Here is a 24,032-nt window from a genome sequence, read left to right as displayed (position 1 = left end):
AAGCGGCTAGGCCGGGTTCAGCGAGCCAGCGGGATACGCAGTGGCACATCGCGTGGACAGTGCATGCCGACGCCGCTGCCACAGCGGCGCGGCCGAAGTGCCTTGTCCACGCAGATGCGCACTTCGGAGAATTTTCCGGACTTGCAGCTGACTCCGAGCATGTCGGGCTCAAGCCCCGGATTCGCGTCGACAAACGCCTCACGGATGTCTTCGGACGTCATCGGCCCGGGACGCGAGGTAGCCTGTAGATCAGCCGGAATCCTGATTGACGCGAAGGCGCGGTCGGCGAGCATGAAATAGGCTTCCGGATCGAGTCCGGAACAGGTTCCGTGTGCGCGCCATTCATGTTCGACCAGGCGCCGGCTGGGCATGAAAGCCAGGGTCCGCTCAATCGTCGCGCGCTGTGGTTCCTGCTTGCTGCTGCAGTCGCGGGGTCCGCGATCGTGCTCGAGCTGCGGCCAGAGTCCGTGCAGGATGAAGCCGTAGCCGCGCGTCCCGCACTGTTCGGTTTCCTGGGGATTGCTCTCGCAGAACGTCGGTGACCACGACAACGCGATGAGGAAATAGTCGAATGCCGGGGCGGCGGGCGAACTCGAATCGACCGTTGGCGAGCCAGGCAGACCAGGTCCGTTCTCGCGCGTGGACCATACCAGCACCAGTATCACGATGAGTGCGGCAACCGCACGCAGTACAGTTCTTGAAAGTCTTGAACGGCGCATCGGGACGTCACAGGCCGTGGCAGTGGGCATGAAACTATCAGGATTTCTGCTCAATGGGCAGTTGCGGAAATTCCGCTGCATGGCCGGAGTCGCTATGATGCGTTCCCCATCTGCCGAGCCGTTCAAACCCGATGCCCAGAAAATTCAAGCAGCGACGTTCGCCCATTCATGGCAACGGCGTCTTCGCCACCGCCGACATTCCCGCCGGAACTGAACTTGTCGAATACAAGGGACGGTTGTTGACGCATGCCCAGGCGGATCGCCTGTACGACGGCACGACGGACACCGGACACACGTTTCTGTTCACCCTGAATGATCGCTATGTCATCGACGCGAATGAGGACGGCAACGTGGCACGCTGGATCAACCACAGCTGCGCACCCAATTGCCAGGCTCTGGTCGAGGAAGACGAAAAGGGCAGGCGTCGCAAGGACCGGGTGCTGATCGAAACCCTGCGCGATATCGAGGCTGGCGAAGAACTGACCTACGACTATGGCATCGACCTCGGCGAGCGCCTGACGCCGCGCCTGAAGAAGATATGGGAATGCCGCTGCGGCCACGCGGACTGCATCGGAACCATGCTCAAGCCCAAGTCCAGACCCGCCAAGTCGAAGAAGAAATCTTCCTGAATGCCGGCCGGCCCGGTTGCAACAACGCCCGATTGCAATGAGTGACGCAAAGCTGCAGGCTAGGAACCGAGGCTGCGCCGGTGCATGAATGAGTGAAGGCGGTGCAGGTGGGCGGCAGACTGGGGTGAGATCGGCGTGCCAAACGACAAAGTCATATCCACGATAGGAGTCAGCGAGGAGGACGTGGCGCATCTGCGTTTGCTCATGCGCCGGGCCGCCGATGAACTGAGCCATGTCTGGCGCTGGGGCTCTGACACCGGGGCGGATCTGCTCGCGGTCGATATCTCGAATTTCGCCGGTCAGATGGCGCGCGCCCGAGCCAAGGTCTCCGGCATGCGCGTTGCGATCATTTGCGATGCGGAGACCGCGGCGGAGGATGATCCTGCCCTCGTCCGGCCATTCAAGCTGGAGAACGTCATTGGCGTACTGAACCAGGCCACCCAGGTGTCTGCAGGGGGCCTGCCACATGCGGCACCGCACACCGAAGACTTCTACCACACCGACGATTCCGATCCTTCCGAGCCAGAGATTTCGGATTTCCCGTTCCTGACGCAGGACATCAAACCCGATTCGACGTCCTCCGATGCAGCTCCCGGCCTGGACGAAATGATTCGCGGTAATCCGCTGGCGGATCCCTATGCCAATCTGAAGCCGGCAAGGCTCGACAGTTCGACCATGGTCGAGAGTACCGGTCTATCGACAAGGCGCAGCGAAGCGCGGGCCGATCGTGAGCGCGAGTCGCAAGGCACTCCGCTTGGACATGCGCCACCGGCACGAAGCCCGCTCAAGCCGAGTCAGGCCGATGAGCGCAGCGCCCATCGTCTTCGCGAGTATCTGGAAGGTGACTTGCTCGCCGGTCCTGCGCAGATAGCATGGTCGGGCTCCGCAGTGCTGTCGCTGGATCCGAAGAACAAGGTCTATCACTGCACGCGAACCTTGCGCGATCTCGAGGCCTACTGCAGAAAATCGCCGCGACGTGACGAATGGCGTCGACTGACCAGTTCCGAGATCGCGCAGATTCGCAAGGAACAGCCGGAGCAGCCGTACAGCAAGTTGATCTGGCTCGACGTGTTGCTGCATTCGGGCGGAAAACTGGCTTCAGGCCTCGATCCGGGAGGCACCTATGAGCTCACCCGCTGGCTGGAGATCGCGCGCGACTATCCGCAGCTTGCCCGTGTTTCCGCGGCGATGATGCAGCCGATCCGGCTGCACGAGATTGCCGCTAACTGCGGAGTGGAAATGGGCCAGGTATTCGATGTGGTCAATGCCTACGATGCGATTGGCTGTCTGAAGAAGACGCCACGCCAGTCACGCCATGCGGATACCGATGAAAGCAGTCAGAAGTCTTCCTTCCTGAAGCGCCTGCGAAACCCGTTCGGAAAATCCTGACTTCGGCGAGGCAGAGTCCATGCAGCAGAACCGCGATGGCGGCGCCGCATGGGGAGACTGATCTCCGATCTCCTGTCCGGGCCGCGTACTTCATTGCCGCGTTGCCCGCTTCCCTGTTCCTGCGGACTGCGTTGCGCAGACAGCAGGCGTTCGCCGGCTCAGGCCGATGCCCAGGTAGCGCGGAACAGGCGGGCAAAGTTGGCGCCGATGATCTTCTCGATCAGCCGGTCGGAATGTCCGCGAGCCGCGAGCAGGCTGGCCAGGTGTTCCAGGCGATTGGCCGTATTGAGATCGGGCAGGAAGATATAGACCTCGGGGTCTTCTCCTGGTGCCGAAATGCCGCGCGCGCGGCGATCGGCAACATCCTCGGCGTGCTTGCGCTTGAACTCTTCATTGAAATTGATCGGTGAAATGCCGCCGTCGCTGCCAATGCCGACGTGATCCTCGCCGCAGACCTTGATGGCATGTTCGATGTGCGCGATCAGATCCTGCGCCGTGGGTTGTCCTTTCACCCGCAGGAACGGCATGAGGTAGATGCCGACCACACCGCCGCTGTCGGCCAGCTTGCGCAGCTCGTTGTCGGTCTTGTTGCGTGGAAGCGGAGCCAGAGCCGCGCAACCGCTGTGAGTGATCGCGACGGGATCCTTCGAGCGCGCTATCGCCTCCAGAGTCGTTCGTTCACCGGCATGCGAAAGGTCGATTTGCAGATGGCGCTGGTTCAGTTTTTCAATCAGTTCAATGCCCAGAGTACTGAGTCCGGCATTGCCTGCTTCGAGGCAGCCGTCGCCGACGAGATTGCGCCGGTTGTAGGTCAGTTGCACGATACGCACGCCGAGGTGGTCGTAGCGTTCCAGGCGAGACAGGTCTTCGCCGATTGGCGTGGTGTCCTGGAATCCGTAGATCAGGCCCAGTCGTCCGGTGCTCTTCGCCGTGTCCAGATCGGCGGCCTCGCGAACCAGCATCAGGCGCTCGGGGTGAGCGGCGATTTGCGCATTCCAGTAGGCGATATTCCTGATCGTCGATTCGGGATCATTGGCATAGCTGCCGACCCCGCTGACGGTGACATTCACTGCAGTCAATCCACTGGCGCGAACATCATCGAGGGCCCTGGCGCTCAGTGGCGAATAGGGCTCGGCGTCGTATTCGCCCGGGCCTCCCAGGGCATCAATGACCATGGCCCGTGCATAGCCCGGCCAGCTTGCGTTGCCCGGCGAGCCGGCCATCGCCCGCTGCGCCGACAACCACAGCGGAGCACTGGCCATCGAGGCCATGCCGATCAGGAACTGACGACGATTCTGCAGCATGCGGAGACTCCGGGAACGAAGTGGACAGCGGGCACTCTCTCCGGCTCAGTCTTCATCGGCGTGAGGCTTGAATGCATCGATGAGCTGCCGTTGAACATTGGCGGGTACCGGATCGTAGTGGCTGAACTCGATCGTGTAGCGGCCACGGCCTCCGGTCATGGCCTTGAGCTCGGTCTGGTAGTCGGCGACTTCGGCGAGCGGCACCTGAGCCTTGATCACGAGTTCACCGCCGCGCAAGGAATCGGTGCCATGGATGCGGGCCCGCTTGCTGGCCAGCCCACCGGTGACGTCGCCCATGTGCAGTTCCGGCACGTTCACATCCATGTTGACGATCGGTTCAAGCAGCAGCGGCTTGGCCTTGCCGACCGCGTCCAGAAAAGCCTTCTTTCCGGCTGCGACGAATGCGACTTCCTTCGAGTCTACCGTGTGGAACTTGCCGTCAGTCACGACCACGCGCACATCCTGCATCTGGTAGCCGGCAACGGCACCCTGTTCGAGGACCTGGCGCACGCCTTTTTCGATGGCCGGAATGAACTGATGCGGGATGGCGCCGCCCTTGATCTCGTCGGTGAATTCGAATCCGCTGCCGCGCGGCAGCGGTTCCACGCGCAGGTACACCTCGCCGAACTGGCCTGCGCCGCCGGTCTGCTTCTTGTGCCGATGGTGGCCGTCGGCCTTTCCGGAGATGGTTTCCCGATAGGCGATACTGGGCCGGTGCGAGGTGACCTCCACGCCATACCGATCCTTCATGCGTTCGAGCATCAGCTTCAGATGCAGGTCGGAGAGGCCGCGAACGATGGTCTCGTTGAGTTCCTTGTTGTGCTCGACTCGGAAGCAGGGATCTTCCTCGCCGAGCCGGGCCAGTGCGGTGGCCAGCTTCTGCTCCTGCCCCTTGTGCGCCGGCTCGATGGCCAGGCCGAACATCGGCTGCGGAAAATCGAGCGGCTTGAGGTGGATATGGTCTTCGTCGTGCGAATCGTGCAGCACGGCGTCGAAATGGATTTCCTCGATCTTGGCCACTGCGGCGATGTCGCCGGCAGTCGCCGAGTCGACTTCGATGTGGTCCTTGCCGTGAATGCGGAACAGATGACCGACCTTGAACGGTTTCTTGCCGTCGTCGATGAACAACTGCGTGTCCTTGCGCAAGGTGCCCTGGTAGATCCTGAAAATGCTGAGCTTGCCGACAAACGGGTCGTTGGCAATCTTGAAGACATCGGCAATGACATGTTTTTGAGGATCGGCCACGGCGATCACCGGCTTCGCGTCCGGGCCCTCGCCCTTGACGAAAGGCGGCGGATTGCCTTCCCGCGGATTGGGCAGCAGCTTTTCGATCAGGTCGAGCAATTCGGAGACGCCGGCTCCGGAGCGCGCGGACACAAAACAGATCGGCACGAGATGTCCTTCGCGCAGACATTGTTCGAACGCATCGTGCAACTCGCTGCCCTTGAGGGATTTCTCGCCCTTCTCGAGGTAGCGATCCATGATCTTCTCGTTGATCTCGACGACCTGGTCGAGAATCTGCTGATGGGCTTCGGCCACGGAAGAAAAGTCGGCCTTGCCATCCGGCTTGAAGAAGCAGTCGACGACCTTGCTGGCGCCTTCGGCGGGCAGGTTGATGGGCAGGCATTCGGGGCCGAATTCGTCGCGCAATTCGGCGGTGAGCGCTTCGAGATCGCATTCGGTATCGATTCGATTGACGACTAGGACCCGCGCCAGACCGCGAGATCGGGCGTAATCCATCATGCGCCGTGTCGTATGTTCGATGCCGTTGGTTGCGTTGACCACGATGGCGCAGGTCTCGACGGCCGCCAGTGCCGAGAGCGTGGGGCCGCGGAAATCGGAATAGCCCGGTGTGTCGACCAGGTTGATGTGGCAATCGCCGCGATCAATCGAAACCAGGCTGGCCTGGATCGAATGCTGGCGCTCCTTTTCCATCGGGTCGAAGTCGGACACCGTATTGCCGCGTTCGATCGTGCCTGCCGCCTGGATGGTGCCGCCGGCATGCAGCAGGGCTTCGGTCAGGGTGGTCTTGCCGGCGCCGGCATGGCCTGCCAGGGCGACATTGCGGATGCCATCAGTACTGTGTGCCATGATTTTTCTCCCAGAGAGTGGAGCAGGGCGAGCATCGGGTCCGCGCCGATCCAGGGGCCTGTCGGCGTGAGGGCGGCGTGCCGCGCTGGTTGAACCGTCGGCCCAAGCCTTGCGCGATCGGCAGGGGCGGTCAAGCGGCGCTGCGGCAGAGCCGGCTGCGGAACCTTGCAATGCCCGGTTGCCGGACCTGCGCGATAATGCGTCATGGTCAGGACCTCCAAGAAAACACTGCCGGCTGTCCTTTGCATCCATGGTGCGGGTGCGGGCGGCTGGGAGTGGAACCAGTGGCGGCGCGTCATGTCGGCGCATGGACTGGTCGCGTCGGCTCCGGATCTGCAGCCCGCTGCCAACGGCCTCGCCCAAACCCGTTTCGAGGACTACCGTGCTCAGGTTGTCGCGTGGGTGCAGCCGCTCGTCCGCCGCCAGCAGACTGGTGTAGTGCTGGCCGGGGCCAGCCTGGGTGGATTGCTGGCCCTGGCGGTGGCCGCCGACGTGGAAGCGGCCGCCGTGATCCTGGTCAACCCCATGCCGCCCGCAGGCGTTGTCGCCAACCCACTCGGCAAACCGCATCCCGCCATCCTGCACTGGGGGCAGCAACGCTCGATATCGTCCACCCGGCGAGCCATGCACGATGCCGATGATGCTGCGTGTCTGTACGCGTTCAGGCGTTGGCGGGATGAGTCCGGACTGGTACTGGAGCAGGCCCGACTTGGCATCCCGGTAGCGTTTCCGCGCTGCCCGGTTCTGGTCATCGCGAGCCAGAACGACGACGATGTTCCTGTGGTCGTCAGTCGAGGCCTTGCAACGCGCTGCTCGGGCGACTTCGAATTGCTTCCCGACTGCAGCCATGTGGGCCCCCTGCTGGGAACCGATGCCCCCAGCGTGGCCGAGCGCGCCGTGGACTGGCTGATGGCGCGCCTGGCATAGGCTCTGGTCCGGGGGCGCAGCTGTCGCGACCGCTGTCTGCGTGGCATTCCTTGCCGGATTGACTCATGGACAGGCCAGTCCATTCGCGCCGGCGTGCCGCGATCTGCATGCGCACAGTGAGCGTGACGATTGCCCTTCTTGACCAGCGCTGCCTTAACGAGTGTTTAGCGTCGCCTGCGTATGCTGCGCCAGCCTGTTGTCCAACCTGATCCGGATACCCGCTCTGAATGTCCAGTCGATTCGCTGCGCTTGCCTCGGCACCCGTGCTTGACGCCAACGAATCCGCGCGCCTGCGTATCGGCTTTGCCGGTGAGGCGCTTCGCCGCGAACGCCTGTGGCGGTCCCCGCAATTCGCCCGCAATACCGTCATCGGTCTGGTCGTGCTGGCAATCCTGGTCAACTCGTTGTGGATAGTCGGCCTCGATCAGGTCATGCAACCGATCCGGCGCCTGCAGCCCGATCGCGGTCCGGTCATCGTCAATATCATCACTCCGCCCGAAGTCTTCGAAGTGCCGCCAGAGCCCGTGCCGGAACCGGTGCCGGCTCAGTTCAGGCGCAAGCCCTCTGCGGTACAGATCGAGCCGCCGCAAACAGACATGACGCCACCGCCGCTGAACGCGGAGTCCAGCTCAAGTACCCAGGCGCGCATCGGCAGCGCCAGCGAAGCGCCTCTGCAATTGTTCAACGCCGATGGCTCGCTGCGAATGCCCAGGTCAGCGACACGCATCGGGCCCGCAAAGATCGAGAATCCGCTGGAGGCGGCCAAGGCGCAGTGGGCCGAGATCGAGACGCGCGGCGAAAATCCGCTCGACTGCAAGCGTACGAAATTCGCCGGCAACTTCGCCCGCGATGAATCCCTTGGCGACAAGGTCTCTCGCAAGTACCTGAAATGGATTGGCCTTATGGACGGCGCCGGCATTGCCGAGCGTGCGGCGGCCAGAGAACAGCGCGCAAGGGATGGTTGCGACCCGGCCGACTGAACCCGCGGTTTCCTGCCATGCTTATTTCCGCTAGCAGGCTGTTGTTGTCGCTCAGGCGAGCGTGAGACAAGGCAAAGTGGGCCGAAGAAGCGCAGTTTTCTCAAGGTAAATGAGCATTCTGAGGTGCACTTTGCCGCTGGATCGCGCCGCATGAGTAGGCAACAACAGCCTGCTAGAGCATTCGCATCAGTTCGGGCATCAGAGGCAGCTTGCGGATGCGCACCGTGGTTGTCGCGAAGATTGCATTGGCCAGCGCCGGTGCAACACTTGCGATCCCCATTTCGCCGCCTCCGACCGGATCGCGTGTCGATTCGACGATATGTACCTCGACCCTGGCCGGCGCATCAGCCATCTTCAGCAGGCGATAGTCGGGAAAGTTTTTCTGCTGGACCTGGCCGGCCTTGACCGTGATCTCGAGATTGAGCGCGGTCGATATGCCATCGATCGTGCCCCCCATGATCTGCGCTTCCAGTCCCATCGGATTGACGACGCGCCCGACATCGACCACGCAGACGGCGCGATGAATGACCAGCCGGTCGCCCTGCATCGATGTCTCGAACGCGTGTGCGCTGTAGCCGCCGAAAGTGAAATGGCAGGCGATGCCGATGCCGCGCCCGTCATTGCGCTTTTCCGACCAGCGAATCTTTTCCGCGCAGAGTTTGAGCACATTGGCCATGCGCCCGGTATCGAACTGCGGTCCGCCGTGGCCGCTGTATGGAATTTCCCGAGGCTCGCCCAGCATCTCGAGGCGCATCGTCACGGCATCCCTGCGAACCTCGAAGGCGATTTCGTCGATGAAGCTCTGCACGGCGAACGCGTGGAATGTGTGCAGCGGCGCGCGCCACCAGCCGCGCGGCATGCCGGACTCGATCGGATAGTAGATTTTTTCGAGGTCGTCGATCAGGCCGGCCGGGAAATCATCCGCCTCCAGCGTGCCTGTCCACACGGGGTCATCCTGCATGCCTTCGGCGCGCCAGGTACGCGAGGTGGCTGCGCAGCGGTGTGACCAGCCGGCGACACGATTCTTCCTGTCCAGCGTCGCGCTCATCGCATGCACGCCAAACGGACGATAGAAGTCGTGGGTCAGGTCGTCCTCGCGGGTCCACATCAGCTTGACCGGCTTGCCGGCCTGTTGCGCGATCAGAACGGCTTCGGCGACAAAATCGTTCTGCAGACGCCGGCCAAACCCGCCACCCGATCGCGGCAGGCGAATCTCGATTTTCTCGCGCGCGAGGCCGGTAAGCCGGCTGATGACACGAGAGGCGCCCGCGGGATTCTGCATGGATGCAATCAGCAAGGCACCGTCCTTGCGCAACTCGATCAGCGCGCCGGGAGGTTCCATCGTGGCATGAGCAAGAAAGGGCACGGTGTAGCGGGCCGACACGCTGTGACGTGCCTGCTTTCGCGACTGCGCCATGTCACCGTCGATGCGGACCTCGATGCCATCCGTGTTCCCGTCCAGCAGGGCGTTGGCCCGGGCGCTCAGGCGGGCACTGGATTCGTCCGCCCATGGCCCCTGCTTCCAGACCGGCTTCAGCGCGTTGCGCCCCTGCAGTGCCGCCCAGGTATTGTCGGCGAGCACGGCGACACCGGCGGCGAGGGGACCATCGAATACCCCATCCGCTGGCGGACCGTCGATGCTGATCACGTCGCGTACGCCAGGAACGCTGCGTGCCTCGCTGTCGTCGAGACTTTCGAGACTGCCGCCCAGATACGGACAGCGCAACATCACCGCGACCAGTGCGCCGCTGAGCATTTCATCCATGCCATAGCGGGTCTGGCCGGTAACGATGCTGCGACCGTCCACGGTTCGCGTCGGCTTGCCGATGAGGTCGAAATCCGCGGGCTTCTTTGTTGCGACCGGAGTCGACGGAGGCGTCAGCGCCGCTGCAGTGCGCGCCAGCGCGCCGTAGCTGAGTCGGCGCCCGTCCGCGTGCAATACATGGCCAGCCTGAGTCTGCAGGCTCTCCGGTTTCGTTGCCCAGGCATCGGCTGCTGCACGCACGAGCAGCCAGCGCGCCGTAGCACCGGCTTCTCGCAGGTCCTTCCAGCCGGTGGAGATACTGGTGCTGCCACCAGCGAACTGGTCGCCATAACGATTGCCTGGCTTGCCATCGATCAGCTCATAGCCATAGGGCAGCTGGATGACACGCACCTTCGTCCACTCGATGTCGAGTTCCTCGACGATCAGCATGGGCAGGGACGTGATCACGCCCTGGCCGATCTCGCAACCACGGGCGCCGATGACCACGCGGTTGTCGCGCTCGATCATGACGAAGGCGGTCAATCGGGTCAGGTCGTCGCCCAGCAGCTCGGGCGGCACGGACTCTCGTGCCGCATCGGCACGACCATGGAAACCCACCAGCAAGGCGCCGCTCGCGGTAAGTCCGAACTGCAGGAAGCGACGTCTGCTGATGCCACTGTTACCGCTCACCCTTCGCGCTCCAGGGTGAGTGCCGCCGCGCGCAGGATCGCGCTGCGGATGCGCGGATAGGTTCCGCAGCGACAAAGATTTCCGATACTGGCGATATCGCTTTCCGAAGGTTTGCGCTTGCGCGAAAGCAGGTCGACAGCCGCCATGATCTGGCCGGCCTGGCAATAGCCGCATTGGGCGACGTCGTGCTCGATCCAGGCCTGCTGGACCGGATGCAATTGTTCGCCTTCCAGCCCTTCGATGGTCGTGACGGCCTTTCCGGCGGTCACCTGCATCGGGGTCTGGCAGGCGCGTGCGGCCTTGCCGTCGACCAGCACCGTGCACGCACCGCAGGCGCCGATGCCGCAGCCATACTTGGTGCCGGTCAGTCGCAGCACATCGCGCAGATACCAGAGCAGCGGCATCGCGGGGTCGCCGTCATGGAAATAGGGCTTGCCGTTGATGATCAATTGCAGGCCTTCCAATGGCGCCGATTGCGCCGCTTCTGCCGGGCCAGGCTGCTTCTCGGTTTGCTGCATGAGGATTCCGCGATCTGGAGCGTGCGCGCGCATTGTCGCATTCACATCGGGTGCTGCACAGGAGCGATCGGCGGTATCGGCTGGATTCGTCGTAGTTCGCGCCGACCGCGGCTGTTCTTTCGCTACGGCACGCAGGCTGCGCGGACTGCGTCCGGCAACGCGACGGGTCGACCGGTTTGCGGATTGATCCAGACCATGACCACGCTGGCTTCGCTGAACAGCCGCGTGCCGTCGGCGGAGGTGATGCGATGGGCAAGGGTCAGCGAGCTGTTGCCGAGCTTTTCGCAACGCAGTTCGACAGCGAGTTCAGCGGGCCATTCGATCTGCTCTCGGAAATCGATCTGGCTGGCGGCCAGAACCGGACTCAGGGTTTCCGTTTTCCAGTCTCCCACCAGTCCTTCCAGCCAGACTTCATAGCCGGCTTCGAGATCGTCGATGTTGAATACGGCAATCGGCCCCTAAGCTCAACTTCGGATCGGGATTGAGCGTGGTGTCGACCCAGAGGTTGCGGGATTTCGGATGGTCTTGATGAACAGCGAACCACCCCCTGGCCCTTGAGCACCTCGACGACAACTTTCCCAGCGTTTTCGAGATGGTTTCGGATCGGTACCGATCAAGGTGACCTTCTCGTTGCCGAGCGCCAAGGTGCCCCAGACCGGGCCGTACTTCGGATGGGTGAAGTTGGCACCGCGACCCGGATGCGGAATCTTGTCGACATCGATCAGGGCGGTCATCTTGCGTTCGCGGGAATCGACAACGGCGATCTTGTCGGACTGGTTGGCTGCAGTCAGGAAGTAGCGTTTTGCGCTGACATCCCATCCACACCATCGTGCAGGAAGCGGGCAGCATCCAGCGTGGTGATGTTGAGTGCGTCGAGGTTGCTGTAGTCGACCAGCAGCACACGCCCGGTTTCCTTCACGTTGACGATGAAGTCAGGATGCTCGTGACTGGCAGCAATGGCAGCAACGCGCGGTTCCGGGTGGTATTCCTGGGTATCTTGATCGGGCCACGCGTCGAGACGATCTTGAGCAGCTTCAGGGTCGGGCCGTCCATGATCACGAACTGCGGCGGCCAGTAGGCGCCGGCGATGGCCAGCTTGTCTTCGTAGCCCTTGAACTTGGAGGTTTCGACCGAGCGCGCCTCGAGGCCGATCTTGATTTCGGCGACGCGTTCGGGCTTTCATCCACAGGTCGATCAGGTCGATCTTGCCATCGCGGCCGATCGTGTACACATAGCGGCCCGAGTGCGAGAGCGCGAAATATGCACGGCGTAGCCGGTCTTGATGATGTTGACGATCTCCTTGGTGTCACCGTCGATCAGGGCGATCTCGCCCGAGTCACCTGGTCACGGCAAAGAAATTGTCGATGTTGTAGTTGTTCTCTTTCTTGCTCAGGCGCTGGTCAGCCGGAATGATCTCCTTCCACGAGGCCATCATTTCCGGCATGCCCTCCGGCGGTGCCGGCGGATCGTGCTGCAGGAGCGCGCCATCATGTCGACCTGCTCGGCGGTAGGGGTCACGCCGGAGGTTCCCCAGTTCGGCATGCCGCCGGGTGAGCCAAAATTGATCAAGGCCTTGAGGTGAGTCGGTACCCTTGGCCCGGGTGATGTCCGGTGTCAATGGTTTGCCGGTGGCGCCCTTGCGCAACACGCCGTGGCAACCTGCGCAGCGCTCGAAGAAGATCTGCGTGGATTCGGCGTACTCGGCCTTGCTGATTGAGGGTGCATCCGGGTTGATGATCATCTCGACGCCTTCGGCGCCGGCGGTTGAGGGGGCTCCTGGTAGTTCTCCATGCTGCGGGGCGTACCGGATGCATCTCCCCCTGTGCCTGATCTGCACTGACATCAAGTGCGCGGCGCTTCTCCGCCACGTCGGCTGCCGTAATCGACTTGCCCGAATTGCCCCAGCTTGAATAGTGTAATTGATGATCGCGGCGATGTCGCCATCGCCAAGATGACTCTGGGCCGGCATCGTTGTTGTATTTCTGGCCGTTGATGAACGGTCAGTTCACCGGTGATTCCCTTGAGCACGTCGCCTGCAATGTCTGCACCGCTGCGCTCGTTCAGATAGTCGGCATTTGCCAGTGGCGGGAACGCGCCGGCCAGACACTTTCCATCAGGTTGTTGGCAGGCTGCGCAGTTGGCCATGTAGGCCGCCTTGCCGGCCTCGTTGCCCTGCTTGGGCAGGCGCTCGTTGACATCATCTTGTGCGATGGCCGGGCTTCCCAGCCACAACAACGCAAACAGGATTCCGCTGACTTTCATCATTCCTCATGGTTGACTTCCCAAATGAAGCTGACTCACCCGGCGCCATCGTTGCGGCGCATTGAATGACAGTTTCATCCCTCTGGACTGATATCGCTCTGACTCAGATCAAGGGAACGCATCTGGTACCAGAGCGGTACGGTTTTGACGGACTGCCGTTTTCCCTTGAGCAGGATCAGGCCGGCCAGTGGGCCTCTCAGCAAAAATTTGTGGCTCGTTTCGTCGGATCTCCCTGCATGGCTCTTCACCTGACGCGTCATACAATTTGCCTTGGGCGCCTAATGGCTGCCCCGTGCTCAAGCGTTGCCTTTACCAAGCGGTTGTCGATGCCGGATCCGACCCGGATGCCGAAGTCGTCAATCTTGATCCGATTGTGGTCATCGGCAGCCGCGCCAGGGAACCGCTGCAGCAGGTTGTCGCCAGTGTCAGCGTGATTGATCGCGACCAACTCGAACGCAACGGTGTGGTTGATATCGCCGACCTTTCCAGGCTGGTACCGGGTGTCAGCGTGCCGGTCGACGCGGTCCGCTTCGGGCGTCAGGGATTCAATATCCGTGGGCTGGAGGGCAATCGGGTCGGTGTCGAAATCATTAGCGTGCCGATGCCGATGGTTTCGGAGTCGGCCAGTTCGCCCTGGCCGGACGTGATCTGGTTTCGCTGGATGCCGTGCAGCGGGTTGAAGTTCTGCGTGGACCGGCTTCAACCCTCTATGGCGGCTGGGCGCTGGCCGAGGTGGTTGCGATGTCGACACGGACGCCCGAGGATTTTCTCTGGCGTGGCAATGCGCGCCTGGCCGGTGGTGGTTCGGCAGGCATGTGGAGTCGTGACAACAGCGAATTCGGCTCGGCCAACCTCGCGGCGACAAATGGGCCCTGGAGCGGGCTGGTTCTGCTTGCGCGCCATGTCGTACGAATCGGAAAACAATCCACGCGATGGCGGCATCTCTGCCAAGCCGGCGGACTTTGATCCGGGATGTTGTGCTGGCCAGGCTGGCCTGCGACGGCGAACGCGCCGAGGCGCTGGATGCTACCCTGGATCACGGTTCGGGCAGCCAGCAAAACCGATGTGCAGTCGCTGGTTTTGGTCGAATCGCTACAGCACGACGTACGCACTGCAGGAGATGACTGGAGTCGTGACCGGGTCAACCTCGCTGCCGGTTAGTCAGGAAACCTGGGCTGCCGCCGATGTGCTCGACATGCTGGTCTGCAACGGGAGTCAGCACTACGCAGTTGACCGACCAGTACCGCCAACTGCCGACGCACAAACGCCGATCCGACCCTGCGTGCCCGCGAGTTCGATTTCAACCAGACCAGTCGCGGCATCGAACTGGTGGCGCAATCACGCAACCAGTGGGGAAGCAGCGATCACTGGCAGGTGTATGCATCTGACCTGACCGGCATGAATACGAAGGATTCCGCAACGCGCAGACAATCTCGAAACCGGGAAGGCACCCATGTGATCCTCAGCGAGGTCTTTCCAGTGCGTGATTTCCCGAGTCTCGACAGCGACCGAGATCGGGGGTTTCTGGCAGGATGAAATTGGCTTCGCGCCGCGCTGGTCCCGGTAGTGCCAGGCTTGCGCTGGGAAGGCTATTCGCTGGATGCGAAGCCCGATGCCATCTGGCTGGAAGACAATCCGGATACCGCGATTGCCGACGTCGACAGCACGCAATGGACGCCCAAACTCGGCTTGCGGCTTCACTGCCAGCGAGAATGCGACCCTGTACGCCCAGATTGTGCAGGGCTATCGGGCACCGCCGTTTCCGACGTCAATGTCGGACTCTACCTGCCGGGGTTCAACTACCTGGTCAAGCCCAATCCGGACCTCAAGCCTGAAGAAAGCCTTGGATTCCGGTGGGACCGCACTGGAGCAGTCCACCGTTGATGGCTTCGGTGGCCGTCTACGACAATCGCTTTCGCGATCTCATCGACTCGCGTGCGAACCTCGGAATTGATCCGAATCTGGCGCACTGGTGTTTCAGTCAGTCAATCGGGATCGCGCGGAAATCCACATGGGTTTGAAGTTGACGCTCATTGGCGGCTGGGCGCCTGGCGCGAGTCGTGGAAGGGTGCCTACATGGAGTTTCGGGCAAGCTGGATGCGCGGGATGACCAGCACGCAACGAGCCGCTGAACAGTGTTCAACCGGGTAATGCCACGGTGGTTGGCGGCTGGCAAGGCAAGAGCGAGCTGGGGTGCAGGTGTCATTGACTGGCGTGCAGCGCGTGTCGCGCGTCGATGACAGCGTCAGTGACGTGTACCAGCTAGCGGATACGCGGTCTGGGACGTCAACGCATGGGCCTACCTCGGTGAACACATTCGTCGATGCCGAGTTCGCAATATCGATGACCGACGCTACTGGGACTGGAACAATGAGCGTGCGCGCGCATTGTCGCATTCACATCGGGTGCTGCACAGGAGCGACCGGCGGGTTCGGCTGGATTCGTCGTAGTTCGCGCCGACCGCGGCTGTTCTTTCGCTACGCCACGCAGGCTGCGCGGACTGCGTCCGGCAACGCGACGGGTCGACCGGTTTGCGGATTTATCCAGACCATGACCACGCTGGCTTCACTGAACAGCCGCGTGCCGTCGGCGGAGGTGATGCGATGGGCAAGGGTCAGCGAGCTGTTGCCGAGCTTTTCGCAACGCACTTCGACAGCGAGTTCAGCGGGCCATTCGATCTGATCGCGGAAATCGATCTGGCTGGCGGCCAGAACCGGACTCAGGGTTTCCGTTTTCCAGTCTCCCACCAGCCCTTCCAGCCAGACCAGTCGTGCTTCCTCCAGATAGGTCAGAAACACGGAGTTGTTGACGTGGTTGTAGGCATCAAGATCGCGCCAGCGGACCGTGATCGGCACGCGTGCCAACAGTGGCTGGCTCGATTCGGTCATGCCGCTTTCCTCTTTTTCGTGCTGGCCAGGACCGGTGCCAGAAAACGCCCGGTGTGCGAGGCCTTGACCCTGGCGATCTGTTCGGGTGTACCGCTGGCGATCACGGTACCGCCGCCGCCGCCGCCTTCGGGACCGAGATCGATGATCCAGTCGGCCGTCTTGATCACGTCGAGGTTGTGCTCGATGACGACCACGGTGTTGCCGTCATCGGCCAGACGATGCAGCACCTTGAGCAACTGCTCGATGTCATGAAAATGCAGGCCGGTGGTCGGCTCGTCGAGGATGTACAGGGTGCGTCCGGTATCGCGCTTGCTCAGTTCGCGCGAGAGCTTCACGCGTTGTGCCTCGCCACCCGAAAGCGTGGTCGCGCTCTGGCCGAGCTTGATATAACCAAGGCCGACATCCATCAGCGTGTCCAGTTTGCGGGCAAGAGCTGGCACCGGCTGGAACAGCACCTGTGCGTCTTCGACTGTCATCTCGAGCACGTCGGCGATGGTGTGGCCCTTGTAGGTGATGTCGAGCGTTTCGCGGTTGTAGCGTCGGCCGTGGCAGACATCGCAGGAAACATACACATCGGGCAGGAAATGCATCTCGACCTTGATCAGGCCATCGCCCTGGCAGGCTTCGCAACGTCCGCCCTTGACATTGAAGCTGAATCTTCCGGGCCCGTATCCACGTGAACGCGATTCCGGCAACTGCGCGAACAGGTCGCGCAGCGGCGTGAACAGGCCGGTATAGGTCGCCGGATTCGAGCGTGGCGTACGCCCGATCGGCGACTGGTCGATCTCGACGACCTTGTCGAACAGTTCAAGTCCCTGGATTTTCCTGAATGGCGCCGGCTTTTCGTTGGCACCGTTGAGTTCGACCGCGGTTTGCCGATACAGCGTGTCATTGATCAGGGTCGACTTGCCGGAGCCCGACACGCCGGTGACGCAGGTAAGCAGCCCGGCCGGGACTTCGGCATCAATCGATTTCAGGTTGTTGCCCGATGCGCCGACAATTCTGAGCATGCGCTCGGGATCCGCCTCACGTCGCTTTTTCGGCACCTCGATGCGACGCTTGCCGGAAAGATACTGGCCGGTCAGCGAACGGGGTGCCTTGAGAATGTCCTTGAGCTTGCCCTGGGCGACGATCTCGCCGCCGTGCACGCCGGCGCCGGGGCCAATGTCGACGATGTGATCGGCGGCGCGGATGGCGTCCTCGTCGTGTTCGACCACGATCACGCTGTTGCCGAGATCGCGCAGACGCACCAGGGTACCGAGCAGGCGTTCGTTGTCGCGCTGGTGCAGGCCGATCGAGGGTTCGTCGAGCACGTACATGACACCGACCAGCCCCGCACCGATCTGACTGGCCAGACGGATACGCTGGGCCTCGCCGCCGGAGAGCGAGTCGGCCTGACGATCGAGGGTCAGGTAATTGAGGCCGACATCGACCAGGAAGCGCAGACGTTCACGAATTTCCTTGACGATCTTGGCGGCGACCTCACCGCGCCAGCCGGGCAGGGTCAGACCCTCGAAATAGTTGCAGGTTTCATCGATCGGCAAGGCGCCGATTGCCGGCAGGTTGATCTCGCCGACAAACACGTTGCGTGCCGAACGATTGAGTCGCTGGCCGTTGCATTCCGGACAGGCCTGGGGGCTGATGAACTTCGCGATCTCCTCGCGCACGGTCGGAGATTCGGTTTCCTTGTAGCGGCGTTCGAGATTCGGAATGATGCCTTCGAACTTGTGCTTGCGGGTGACCTTGCCGCCACTCTCCATCACGTAGCTGAACGCGATCTGTTCGTCGCCCGAGCCGTACAGCACGCGCTGGCGGATCTTTTCCGGCAATTTTTCCCAGGGTGTTTCGACATCAAAGCCGTAGTGCTTCGACAACGACAGGATCATCTGGAAGTAGTACATGTTGCGCCGGTCCCAGCCGCGCACCGCACCGGCCGACAGGCCGCGCTCCGGATGCACGACCACGCGTGCCGGATCGAAGAACTGGGTGATGCCGAGGCCATCGCAGCTCGGGCAGGCGCCAATCGGCGAATTGAACGAGAACAGGCGTGGCTCGAGTTCGGGCAAGGCGTAATCGCAGATCGGGCACGAGTAGCGCGAAGAGAAGGTCATGGTTGCCGCCTTCTCGTCGTCGATGTCGACGATGAGGGCGATGCCGTCGCCGAGTCGCAGCGCAGTCTCGAAGGATTCGGCCAGGCGTTGCTTGATGTCGGGCTTGGCGCGGAAGCGGTCGATGACGGCTTCGATCGTGTGCTTCTGGCGCAGGGTCAATGAAGGCACTGCATCGAGCTCATGGGTCGTGCCGTCGATGCGCGCGCGGACAAACCCCTGTGCGCGCAACTGCTCGAACACCTGTACATGTTCGCCCTTTCGTTCGCGCACGACGGGCGCCAGCATCATCCAGCGCTTTCTCGGATCCAGCGCCAGTGCGGCGTCGACCATCTGGCTGATGGTCTGCGCTTCCAGGGTCTGGCCGTGGTCCGGGCAGCGCGGCGAGCCGACCCGTGCATACAACAGGCGCAGGTAGTCGTAGACCTCGGTGATCGTGCCTACGGTCGAGCGCGGGTTGTGCGACGTTGATTTCTGTTCGATCGATATCGCCGGAGAGAGGCCTTCGATATGGTCGACATCGGGCTTTTCCATCATCGACAGGAACTGCCGCGCGTACGCTGACAGCGATTCGACATAGCGGCGCTGGCCCTCGGCATAGATGGTGTCGAACGCCAGCGAAGACTTGCCCGAACCCGACAGTCCCGTGATGACGGTCAGCCGGTTGCGCGGCAGGTCGATGTCGATGTTCTTCAGGTTGTGAGTGCGCGCGCCGCGAATGCGGATCATGTCCATGGGCAGGATCTGGCTCGAATCAGGGAGAGCGGAACAGGCAACTATAGCGCCTCGCCGCGATCATTCGAGGTGGAGGCGGGATGCCCATGTTCAAGGTCCGTTCGCGGCGTGGTCAGGTCGGGGAAAGACCGCCATGCAGACAACTGCGGAACTGGAATTTGCCGGAATCGGCGAATTGGACTCGATCAATGACCGGAAGCATCAATGCGGTTACCCTGTAGACGGTCTGGCGCCAAGTAGCAGGGTTCCCGGAAACATGCGCAAATTCTGCCTTCTGGCCGTGGCCGTCAGCGCTGCCTGTGCAACCGCCACACGCGCGCAAGCCGATCCATGGGTGTTGCCTGCGGACATGCCCGTGCCGGCATCGTTCAGGTTGATTGCCGACTACGGCAGCTATCGCCTGTTCGAAGGGGATTCGACGCCCGCGCCATCCGGCGCGTGGCGGCTTGCCGATGCCCACGTCCTGAAATTCGATCGCCAGCATTTCGACACGCGATTGGCGACGATCACGCCTGCGCAGGGTTTCGTGCTGGCCCGGCCGGTCGATGCCGCGCTGCAGGTCGTCCAGTTTGTCGGCCCGATCAAGGATGCCTGGCTGGAACAGCTGCGCGCCGCCGGAGCTGTTCCGATCCAGTACATCGACAGCAACGGCTATCTGGTATGGGCTGATCCGGGCGCACGATCAGGATTGAACGAAATGGTGCGGTCTGGCCAGGTTCTGCAATTCAGCCAGCCGTTGCCCGGTTTCAGCAAGCTGGGCAATTCGCTGTTCGATCGTCTGCAGTCCGGTGCGCAGGACGACTCCGCGATCGCGGTTTTCGTTCAACGCTATCGGCACGCCGACAATGCGACGGGAAGGCAGCGATTCAGCGATCTTGGTCTCAAGCCGGAACTGGACTGGACGGCCCAGCTGCAGTACGAAGTGGCACGGTTCGAGGTCAAGCCGGACCAGATCCAGCAGATCATCGAATGGCCGGATGTCTTCTGGGTGGGCGAGTATTTCGAGCCGACTCTCAACGATGAGGTGCAGGCCCAGATCATTCGCGGCCATCTGAGTGCCGATCAATCCGTGCCGCTCCAGCCCGGTTATCTGCCCTGGTTGCAGGGCTTGGGTTTTCCTTCCGATCCTCAAGCCTATCCGGTACTCGACATTACCGATTCCGGCATCGGCAACCGCACGATCATGAGCGGCGATCCCACCCTCAACGTTGCCGGCGACAGCGGTGGTGCGACGCGTCTGGCTTACAATCAGGCCTGTACCGTCAACAACGGTCCGGTGGACGGTCACGGGCATCTCAATGCAAACATCGCCGCGGGCCATGACCAGCGCGACAACGCCGATACGCCGGGCGCGCGATTCCCCGGCGAGTACCAGCGCGGGCAGGGCATGAATCCGTTCGGACGCCTTGGTGGCACACGCGTGTTTGCACCGGGTTTCGACCTGAACGCCTGTGGTGGAACCTACGCCGGCGCGATCGAAGCGAGCTATGCCGCCGGAGCGCGCATCTCGAACAATTCCTGGGGTTGCGGCGCCTGCGCAGGCCAGTACGACATCTCCTCGCAGGCCTACGATGCAGGCACGCGTGACGCAGATTCGGCCAGCGCGGGCAACCAGGAGCTGATCACCATTTTCTCAGCCGGCAACAACGGCTCCGGAGTCGGCTCGGTGGGCACGCCGGGCAATGGCAAGAACATGATCACGGTGGGTGCCTCGGAAAATCCCCGCCCGCTGGATGAAAATGGAAGCTGGGTGGATGGTTGCCAGATTGGATCGAGCGGCGCCGACAGTGCCATGGACGTGATCTTCTTCTCGTCACGCGGCCCCGCGCCCGGAAATCGGGTCAAGCCGGAACTGATCGCGCCCGGAACGCATGTGACCGGAACGCAGGCAGATCCGGTCGGCGCCAGCGGCATCTGCGACGCAGAGCGACCGATCGGCAATACGACCTATGCGGCCAGCTCGGGAACCAGCCACGCCGCTCCGGCTGTTGCAGGCGTGGCGTCACTGGCCTGGTGGTGGATCGCCAATGGACGCGGCAGCCTGGAGTTCGACTCCGGAAAACCGTCGGTGCCGTCACCAGCCCTGATGAAGGCCTGGCTGGTTTCGCATCCAACCTACCTGACCGGTGCAGGTGCCAATGATGATCTGCCCAGCAATACGCAGGGATTCGGCATGCCGGATCTCGAGGCCATGTTTGACGGCACGCCAAACGTCATCGTCAATCAGGAGCACACTCTGGGTGATTCCGGTCAGGCCTGGACGTGGCAGGGACAGGTTGTCGATTCCTCGAAGCCGTTGCGCATCGTTCTGGCCTGGACCGATGCGCCGGGCGCTGTCGGCACCAGTCCACAGGTCAACAATCTGGATCTGGAGGTTCAGCTTGCTTCGCAGACCTGGCGTGGCAACCAGTTCAATGGCCAGTGGAGCCATGCCGATGGCATACCCGATACGGCGAACAATGTAGAAGCGATCTTTCTGCCTGCAGGCATGACCGGGCCGTTGAGCATCACCGTACGTGGCTTCAACATCGCCGGTGACGGTGTCCCGGGAAATGCCGACCCGACCGACCAGGATTTCGGCCTGGTCTGCAGCAACTGCGCCAGCGAAGCCGGATTCGTCCTGGACCTGCAGCCAGCGAACCTGGAGATCTGCACGGCTACGGCGAGTTCGGCCAGCTATTCCGTCGCGGCAAACTCGATACTGGGATTCGGCCAGGCCGTGTCGCTGAGCGTGGATGGATTGCCAGCCGGTGCGACCGCCGCATTCGCGAGCAATCCCATGCCGGTTCCTGGCGCCAGCGCGCTGAATCTTGGCAACCTGGGTGCTGCCTTGCCGGGCAGCCACGTGTTGACCGTAACCGCCAGTGGCGCTGGAGTGACGCGTGCAAGCAGCGCCGTGCTGGATCTGTACTCCGCAACTCCGGCCGCATTCGATCTGGTCGCACCGGCATCCGCTGCAATCAACCAGTCCCGCCAGCCGCTGCTGAGCTGGACAGCTTCGAGCCAGGCCAGCGAATACCGCATTGAAATCGCTACAGATGCGGGTTTCAGCGACATCGTCTACAGCTTTGTTTCGAATACGTCCTCGCATGGCGTTGGTGTCCAGCTGGACTATTCGACGACTTACTACTGGCGTGTCACGGCGCTGAATGGCTGCGGTGAAACCGCGGCGTCGTCGACATCCCTGTTCACGACCGTCCCGCTGCCGGGAGAGTGCTCGGCAGGCACCCTGGCCAGCGCTCTGTACGAGACGGATTTCGAGAGCGGTGCGTCGGGCTGGACCCACTCGGGCGATCACGACACCTGGGCCTTGAGCAGCGCACGTTCGCACGGGGGTCTGCAGTCGTTCCTCGCCCAGGATGTCGCCTACGATTCCGACCAGCGCCTGGTTTCACCCGGCATCACTCTGCCGATGGACGAATTGCCGCTCAGCCTGGAATTCTGGAGCCATCAGACCATCGAGAATCGTATCGCCGGCTGCTATGACGGCGCCTTGCTGGAAATCTCGGTCGATGACGGGGCCAGCTGGACGCAGATTCCAGATGGCAAGTTGCTGGTCGGCAGCTATGACGGCCCGATCAGCACCTCGTTCAACAACCCGGCGCGCGGCAGACAGGCCTGGTGCGGCGACCCGCGCGACTGGTCGCAGACCATTGTTGATCTGAACGACTACGCGGGGCAGTCGGTGCGCTTCCGTTTTCGACTTGCAACGGATGCGTCAACCGGCCGCGTTCCGGATGGCTTCTATCTGGACGATGTCGTGGTGCAGACTTGCTCGACCGCAGATCCCGTTTTCTTGGATGGATTCGATGGCAGGCCCGTACAGTGAACTTGGATCGATTCATGGCCATTGGATAGATGCGTGAAGCTAGGCAAGACGCTCAAATTCCTTGCGGTCCTGCAAATACTCGCCGGCGCATGGAGCGTTCTGGTCCTTTGGTTACTGATTCCAGTTTACCTGTCGACAGAGGAGCCGCTGGTGCCGCATGCTGTTCTGCTCGCCTTTTCATCAATTGCAGCAGGTGCAATGCTGTGGGTCAGACCGGCTGTTGGCACTGTACTGTCCCTACTTGTTCAGGTGCCGCAGGCGATGTCGATTGCGGTCGGTTTACTGACTTCTGGGCTCTGCCTGATTCCTTGCTTCGGGCTCGAAATGACGTTTCCGGGCATGCAGGAACAACTCATTGGCGTAAGAACATTCTTCAGCTTGTTGGATTCAGTGCTAGTGCTTAAAGCCGGTCAAAATCTTGCTGGAATTGGCATTGGCCTGAATCTCCACTCTATCGGAATCATTCTCTAGCTCTTGATGTCCTGGAAAGGACGTCAGGCAGGTCGTACGCAAGAAAAAAAGCTCAAGCCGACAGACTGACGAATGCGCTTCAAGCCACTTATCGGAGTTATCTGAAATGCTTCCATTCATTCTGATTGCGTTAGCCATGCCTGCTGCAGAGCAGAATGATCTGAAGATGATAAAACTCTTTGATGCTGCTGGTAATGCGCAATACTTCGGCGCCCTGGCTCAACTTCCGCCACTAGGACAAGACCAGGCAGAAGTTCGTGTGTGGGTTCAGGGTGCATTGATCGGCGGCGTCAGCGGCTGGGTGATCGCCGGGTCAGAAATTCAGGTCTACTCCAACATCAAGGACGTAGATGGTGTCATTCAGGTAGAAGAAGGCCAACTCCGACTTGAAAAGACAATACGGTCCGAGGAAATGGCTTCAGAGTTTCTGGTCACATTCTCTCAGTTCGCAAACCTCGATGAGAAGACAATCGTATGTGATGTTCGTGATGGGAGTAGCTTGAGTATCGATGGCATGGTGGCCGGAAGCCATTTCTCGATATTTGCCGGCAACCCGGGTTTTTGCGACAAGCCCGGCGCCAGAGAGATTGCAGACGCATACGCCAGGCTCGTAGAGGTTGGCAAAAACACAGACTAGTTCGGCAATCGTCACGATTCTCGTCTGCATCAGCTAAATGCTTTCCGCTTCGTGTTGCACGTTGACTTCTGAGTTCGCCGTTGAAACGAACCGGCATCTTTAACCTGATAT

General features: G+C 61.7%; 21 protein-coding genes and 3 pseudogenes. 10 read left to right on the top strand and 14 right to left on the bottom strand.

Annotated features, from left to right (window positions below; genetic code table 11):
- Positions 1 to 17 precede the first annotated feature (17 nt).
- Entirely contained in the window at positions 18 to 749 is a 732-nt protein-coding gene (locus R3F00_RS12440) for a hypothetical protein (RefSeq protein ID WP_371282102.1), read from the bottom strand.
- 101 nt (positions 750 to 850) lie between these two features.
- Here R3F00_RS12440 and R3F00_RS12435 point away from each other — a divergent pair, with 101 nt between their 5' ends.
- Together R3F00_RS12435 and R3F00_RS12430 are read left to right on the top strand one after the other, a co-directional pair.
- Positions 851 to 1,348 carry an SET domain-containing protein gene (locus R3F00_RS12435; RefSeq protein ID WP_371282101.1) on the top strand — a complete coding sequence of 166 codons (498 nt, stop codon included), beginning with the start codon at positions 851 to 853 and terminating at the stop codon, positions 1,346 to 1,348.
- A 135-nt stretch (positions 1,349 to 1,483) separates the two neighbouring features.
- Complete coding sequence (locus R3F00_RS12430) at positions 1,484 to 2,737, top strand: hypothetical protein (protein ID WP_371282100.1); 1,254 nt, start codon at positions 1,484 to 1,486, stop codon at positions 2,735 to 2,737.
- A 158-nt stretch (positions 2,738 to 2,895) separates the two neighbouring features.
- Here the strand turns inward: R3F00_RS12430 and R3F00_RS12425 are convergent, their stop codons facing one another.
- Together R3F00_RS12425 and fusA are read right to left on the bottom strand one after the other, a co-directional pair.
- Entirely contained in the window at positions 2,896 to 4,041 is a 1,146-nt protein-coding gene (locus tag R3F00_RS12425) for a dipeptidase (RefSeq protein WP_371282099.1), read from the bottom strand.
- Positions 4,042 to 4,086: 45 nt separating this feature from the next.
- The gene (gene fusA, locus R3F00_RS12420; RefSeq protein ID WP_371282098.1) at positions 4,087 to 6,132 is read right to left on the bottom strand and encodes an elongation factor G; all 2,046 of its coding nucleotides are present in this window, start codon (positions 6,130 to 6,132) and stop codon (positions 4,087 to 4,089) included.
- Between the two features lie 204 nt (positions 6,133 to 6,336).
- Between fusA and R3F00_RS12415 the strand changes: the two genes are divergently transcribed.
- Both R3F00_RS12415 and R3F00_RS12410 read left to right on the top strand, forming a co-directional pair.
- Positions 6,337 to 7,059, top strand: a complete 723-nt coding sequence (locus R3F00_RS12415; protein ID WP_371282097.1) for an alpha/beta hydrolase — start codon at positions 6,337 to 6,339, stop codon at positions 7,057 to 7,059.
- A 227-nt stretch (positions 7,060 to 7,286) separates the two neighbouring features.
- Positions 7,287 to 8,039, top strand: coding sequence for a hypothetical protein (locus R3F00_RS12410; protein ID WP_371282096.1), 753 nt, complete (start codon positions 7,287 to 7,289; stop codon positions 8,037 to 8,039).
- 172 nt (positions 8,040 to 8,211) lie between these two features.
- Here R3F00_RS12410 and R3F00_RS12405 read toward each other — a convergent pair whose 3' ends face one another.
- From R3F00_RS12405 to R3F00_RS12365, 9 genes and pseudogenes are all read right to left on the bottom strand, one after another.
- On the bottom strand, positions 8,212 to 10,473 hold the full coding sequence (locus R3F00_RS12405) for a molybdopterin cofactor-binding domain-containing protein (RefSeq protein ID WP_371282095.1): 2,262 nt from the start codon (positions 10,471 to 10,473) through the stop codon (positions 8,212 to 8,214).
- Entirely contained in the window at positions 10,470 to 10,991 is a 522-nt protein-coding gene (locus tag R3F00_RS12400; protein ID WP_371282094.1) for a (2Fe-2S)-binding protein, read from the bottom strand. The genes R3F00_RS12405 and R3F00_RS12400 overlap by 4 nt, the downstream gene beginning before the upstream one ends.
- 122 nt (positions 10,992 to 11,113) lie before the next feature.
- The gene (locus R3F00_RS12395; protein WP_371282121.1) at positions 11,114 to 11,428 is read right to left on the bottom strand and encodes an acyl-CoA thioesterase; all 315 of its coding nucleotides are present in this window, start codon (positions 11,426 to 11,428) and stop codon (positions 11,114 to 11,116) included.
- Positions 11,429 to 11,455: 27 nt separating this feature from the next.
- Positions 11,456 to 11,755: a cytochrome D1 domain-containing protein gene (locus R3F00_RS12390; RefSeq protein ID WP_371282120.1), complete on the bottom strand. Its 300-nt coding sequence runs from the start codon at positions 11,753 to 11,755 to the stop codon at positions 11,456 to 11,458.
- A 23-nt stretch (positions 11,756 to 11,778) separates the two neighbouring features.
- Positions 11,779 to 12,066 (bottom strand): cytochrome D1 domain-containing protein, encoded by a 288-nt coding sequence (locus tag R3F00_RS12385; RefSeq protein WP_371282119.1) that lies wholly within the window; start codon positions 12,064 to 12,066, stop codon positions 11,779 to 11,781.
- Positions 12,063 to 12,143 (bottom strand): annotated as a pseudogene (locus R3F00_RS12380) (hypothetical protein); the annotation flags it as partial. The pseudogene R3F00_RS12380 and the gene R3F00_RS12385, both read right to left, overlap by 4 nt.
- Positions 12,144 to 12,228: 85 nt before the next feature.
- Positions 12,229 to 12,275: pseudogene (locus tag R3F00_RS12375) on the bottom strand (hypothetical protein); the annotation flags it as partial.
- Between the two features lie 52 nt (positions 12,276 to 12,327).
- Positions 12,328 to 12,732: a c-type cytochrome gene (locus R3F00_RS12370; protein WP_371282093.1), complete on the bottom strand. Its 405-nt coding sequence runs from the start codon at positions 12,730 to 12,732 to the stop codon at positions 12,328 to 12,330.
- A gap of 101 nt (positions 12,733 to 12,833) precedes the next feature.
- Positions 12,834 to 13,253 carry a cytochrome c gene (locus R3F00_RS12365; RefSeq protein WP_371282092.1) on the bottom strand — a complete coding sequence of 140 codons (420 nt, stop codon included), beginning with the start codon at positions 13,251 to 13,253 and terminating at the stop codon, positions 12,834 to 12,836.
- 187 nt (positions 13,254 to 13,440) lie between these two features.
- Between R3F00_RS12365 and R3F00_RS12360 the strand changes: the two are divergent.
- The 3 genes and pseudogenes from R3F00_RS12360 to R3F00_RS12350 all read left to right on the top strand — a co-directional run.
- A pseudogene (locus R3F00_RS12360) lies at positions 13,441 to 13,845 on the top strand (TonB-dependent receptor plug domain-containing protein); the annotation flags it as partial.
- Positions 13,846 to 13,919: 74 nt separating this feature from the next.
- A complete protein-coding gene (locus R3F00_RS12355; RefSeq protein WP_371282091.1) occupies positions 13,920 to 14,219 on the top strand; it encodes a hypothetical protein in 300 nt (99 codons plus the stop codon).
- 600 nt (positions 14,220 to 14,819) lie between these two features.
- Positions 14,820 to 15,137 (top strand): hypothetical protein, encoded by a 318-nt coding sequence (locus tag R3F00_RS12350; RefSeq protein WP_371282090.1) that lies wholly within the window; start codon positions 14,820 to 14,822, stop codon positions 15,135 to 15,137.
- Positions 15,138 to 15,730: 593 nt separating this feature from the next.
- On the opposite strand, the gene R3F00_RS12345 is transcribed toward R3F00_RS12350, so the two are convergent.
- Together R3F00_RS12345 and uvrA are read right to left on the bottom strand one after the other, a co-directional pair.
- Positions 15,731 to 16,141 carry an acyl-CoA thioesterase gene (locus R3F00_RS12345; protein ID WP_371282089.1) on the bottom strand — a complete coding sequence of 137 codons (411 nt, stop codon included), beginning with the start codon at positions 16,139 to 16,141 and terminating at the stop codon, positions 15,731 to 15,733.
- Positions 16,138 to 18,984, bottom strand: a complete 2,847-nt coding sequence (gene uvrA, locus R3F00_RS12340) for an excinuclease ABC subunit UvrA (RefSeq protein WP_371282088.1) — start codon at positions 18,982 to 18,984, stop codon at positions 16,138 to 16,140. The genes R3F00_RS12345 and uvrA overlap by 4 nt, the downstream gene beginning before the upstream one ends.
- A 256-nt stretch (positions 18,985 to 19,240) precedes the next feature.
- Here uvrA and R3F00_RS12335 point away from each other — a divergent pair, with 256 nt between their 5' ends.
- The 3 genes from R3F00_RS12335 (at position 19,241) to R3F00_RS12325 (ending at position 23,921) form a co-directional block, all read left to right on the top strand.
- Positions 19,241 to 22,813 carry a S8 family serine peptidase gene (locus R3F00_RS12335; protein WP_371282087.1) on the top strand — a complete coding sequence of 1,191 codons (3,573 nt, stop codon included), beginning with the start codon at positions 19,241 to 19,243 and terminating at the stop codon, positions 22,811 to 22,813.
- 33 nt (positions 22,814 to 22,846) lie between these two features.
- Positions 22,847 to 23,284, top strand: coding sequence for a hypothetical protein (locus R3F00_RS12330; protein ID WP_371282086.1), 438 nt, complete (start codon positions 22,847 to 22,849; stop codon positions 23,282 to 23,284).
- A 106-nt stretch (positions 23,285 to 23,390) separates the two neighbouring features.
- Entirely contained in the window at positions 23,391 to 23,921 is a 531-nt protein-coding gene (locus R3F00_RS12325; protein ID WP_371282085.1) for a hypothetical protein, read from the top strand.
- The last annotated feature ends 111 nt before the right edge of the window (positions 23,922 to 24,032 follow it).

Source organism: Dokdonella sp., assembly GCF_041395345.1.
Classification (GTDB): domain Bacteria; phylum Pseudomonadota; class Gammaproteobacteria; order Xanthomonadales; family Rhodanobacteraceae; genus Dokdonella.
Note: the sequence above shows the minus strand (reverse complement) of the source record. Positions and strands in the feature narration are given on the sequence as shown.

Coding starts and splice junctions, on each gene's coding strand:
- R3F00_RS12440 (WP_371282102.1), bottom strand. CDS start 749: ATGCCCACTGCCACGGCCTGTGACGTCCCGATGCGCCGTTCAAGACTT.
- uvrA (WP_371282088.1), bottom strand. CDS start 18,984: ATGGACATGATCCGCATTCGCGGCGCGCGCACTCACAACCTGAAGAAC.
- R3F00_RS12365 (WP_371282092.1), bottom strand. CDS start 13,253: ATGAAAGTCAGCGGAATCCTGTTTGCGTTGTTGTGGCTGGGAAGCCCG.
- R3F00_RS12415 (WP_371282097.1), top strand. CDS start 6,337: ATGGTCAGGACCTCCAAGAAAACACTGCCGGCTGTCCTTTGCATCCAT.
- fusA (WP_371282098.1), bottom strand. CDS start 6,132: ATGGCACACAGTACTGATGGCATCCGCAATGTCGCCCTGGCAGGCCAT.
- R3F00_RS12425 (WP_371282099.1), bottom strand. CDS start 4,041: ATGCTGCAGAATCGTCGTCAGTTCCTGATCGGCATGGCCTCGATGGCC.
- R3F00_RS12435 (WP_371282101.1), top strand. CDS start 851: ATGCCCAGAAAATTCAAGCAGCGACGTTCGCCCATTCATGGCAACGGC.
- R3F00_RS12325 (WP_371282085.1), top strand. CDS start 23,391: ATGCTTCCATTCATTCTGATTGCGTTAGCCATGCCTGCTGCAGAGCAG.
- R3F00_RS12400 (WP_371282094.1), bottom strand. CDS start 10,991: ATGCAGCAAACCGAGAAGCAGCCTGGCCCGGCAGAAGCGGCGCAATCG.
- R3F00_RS12370 (WP_371282093.1), bottom strand. CDS start 12,732: ATGATCATCAACCCGGATGCACCCTCAATCAGCAAGGCCGAGTACGCC.
- R3F00_RS12335 (WP_371282087.1), top strand. CDS start 19,241: ATGCGCAAATTCTGCCTTCTGGCCGTGGCCGTCAGCGCTGCCTGTGCA.
- R3F00_RS12345 (WP_371282089.1), bottom strand. CDS start 16,141: ATGACCGAATCGAGCCAGCCACTGTTGGCACGCGTGCCGATCACGGTC.
- R3F00_RS12410 (WP_371282096.1), top strand. CDS start 7,287: ATGTCCAGTCGATTCGCTGCGCTTGCCTCGGCACCCGTGCTTGACGCC.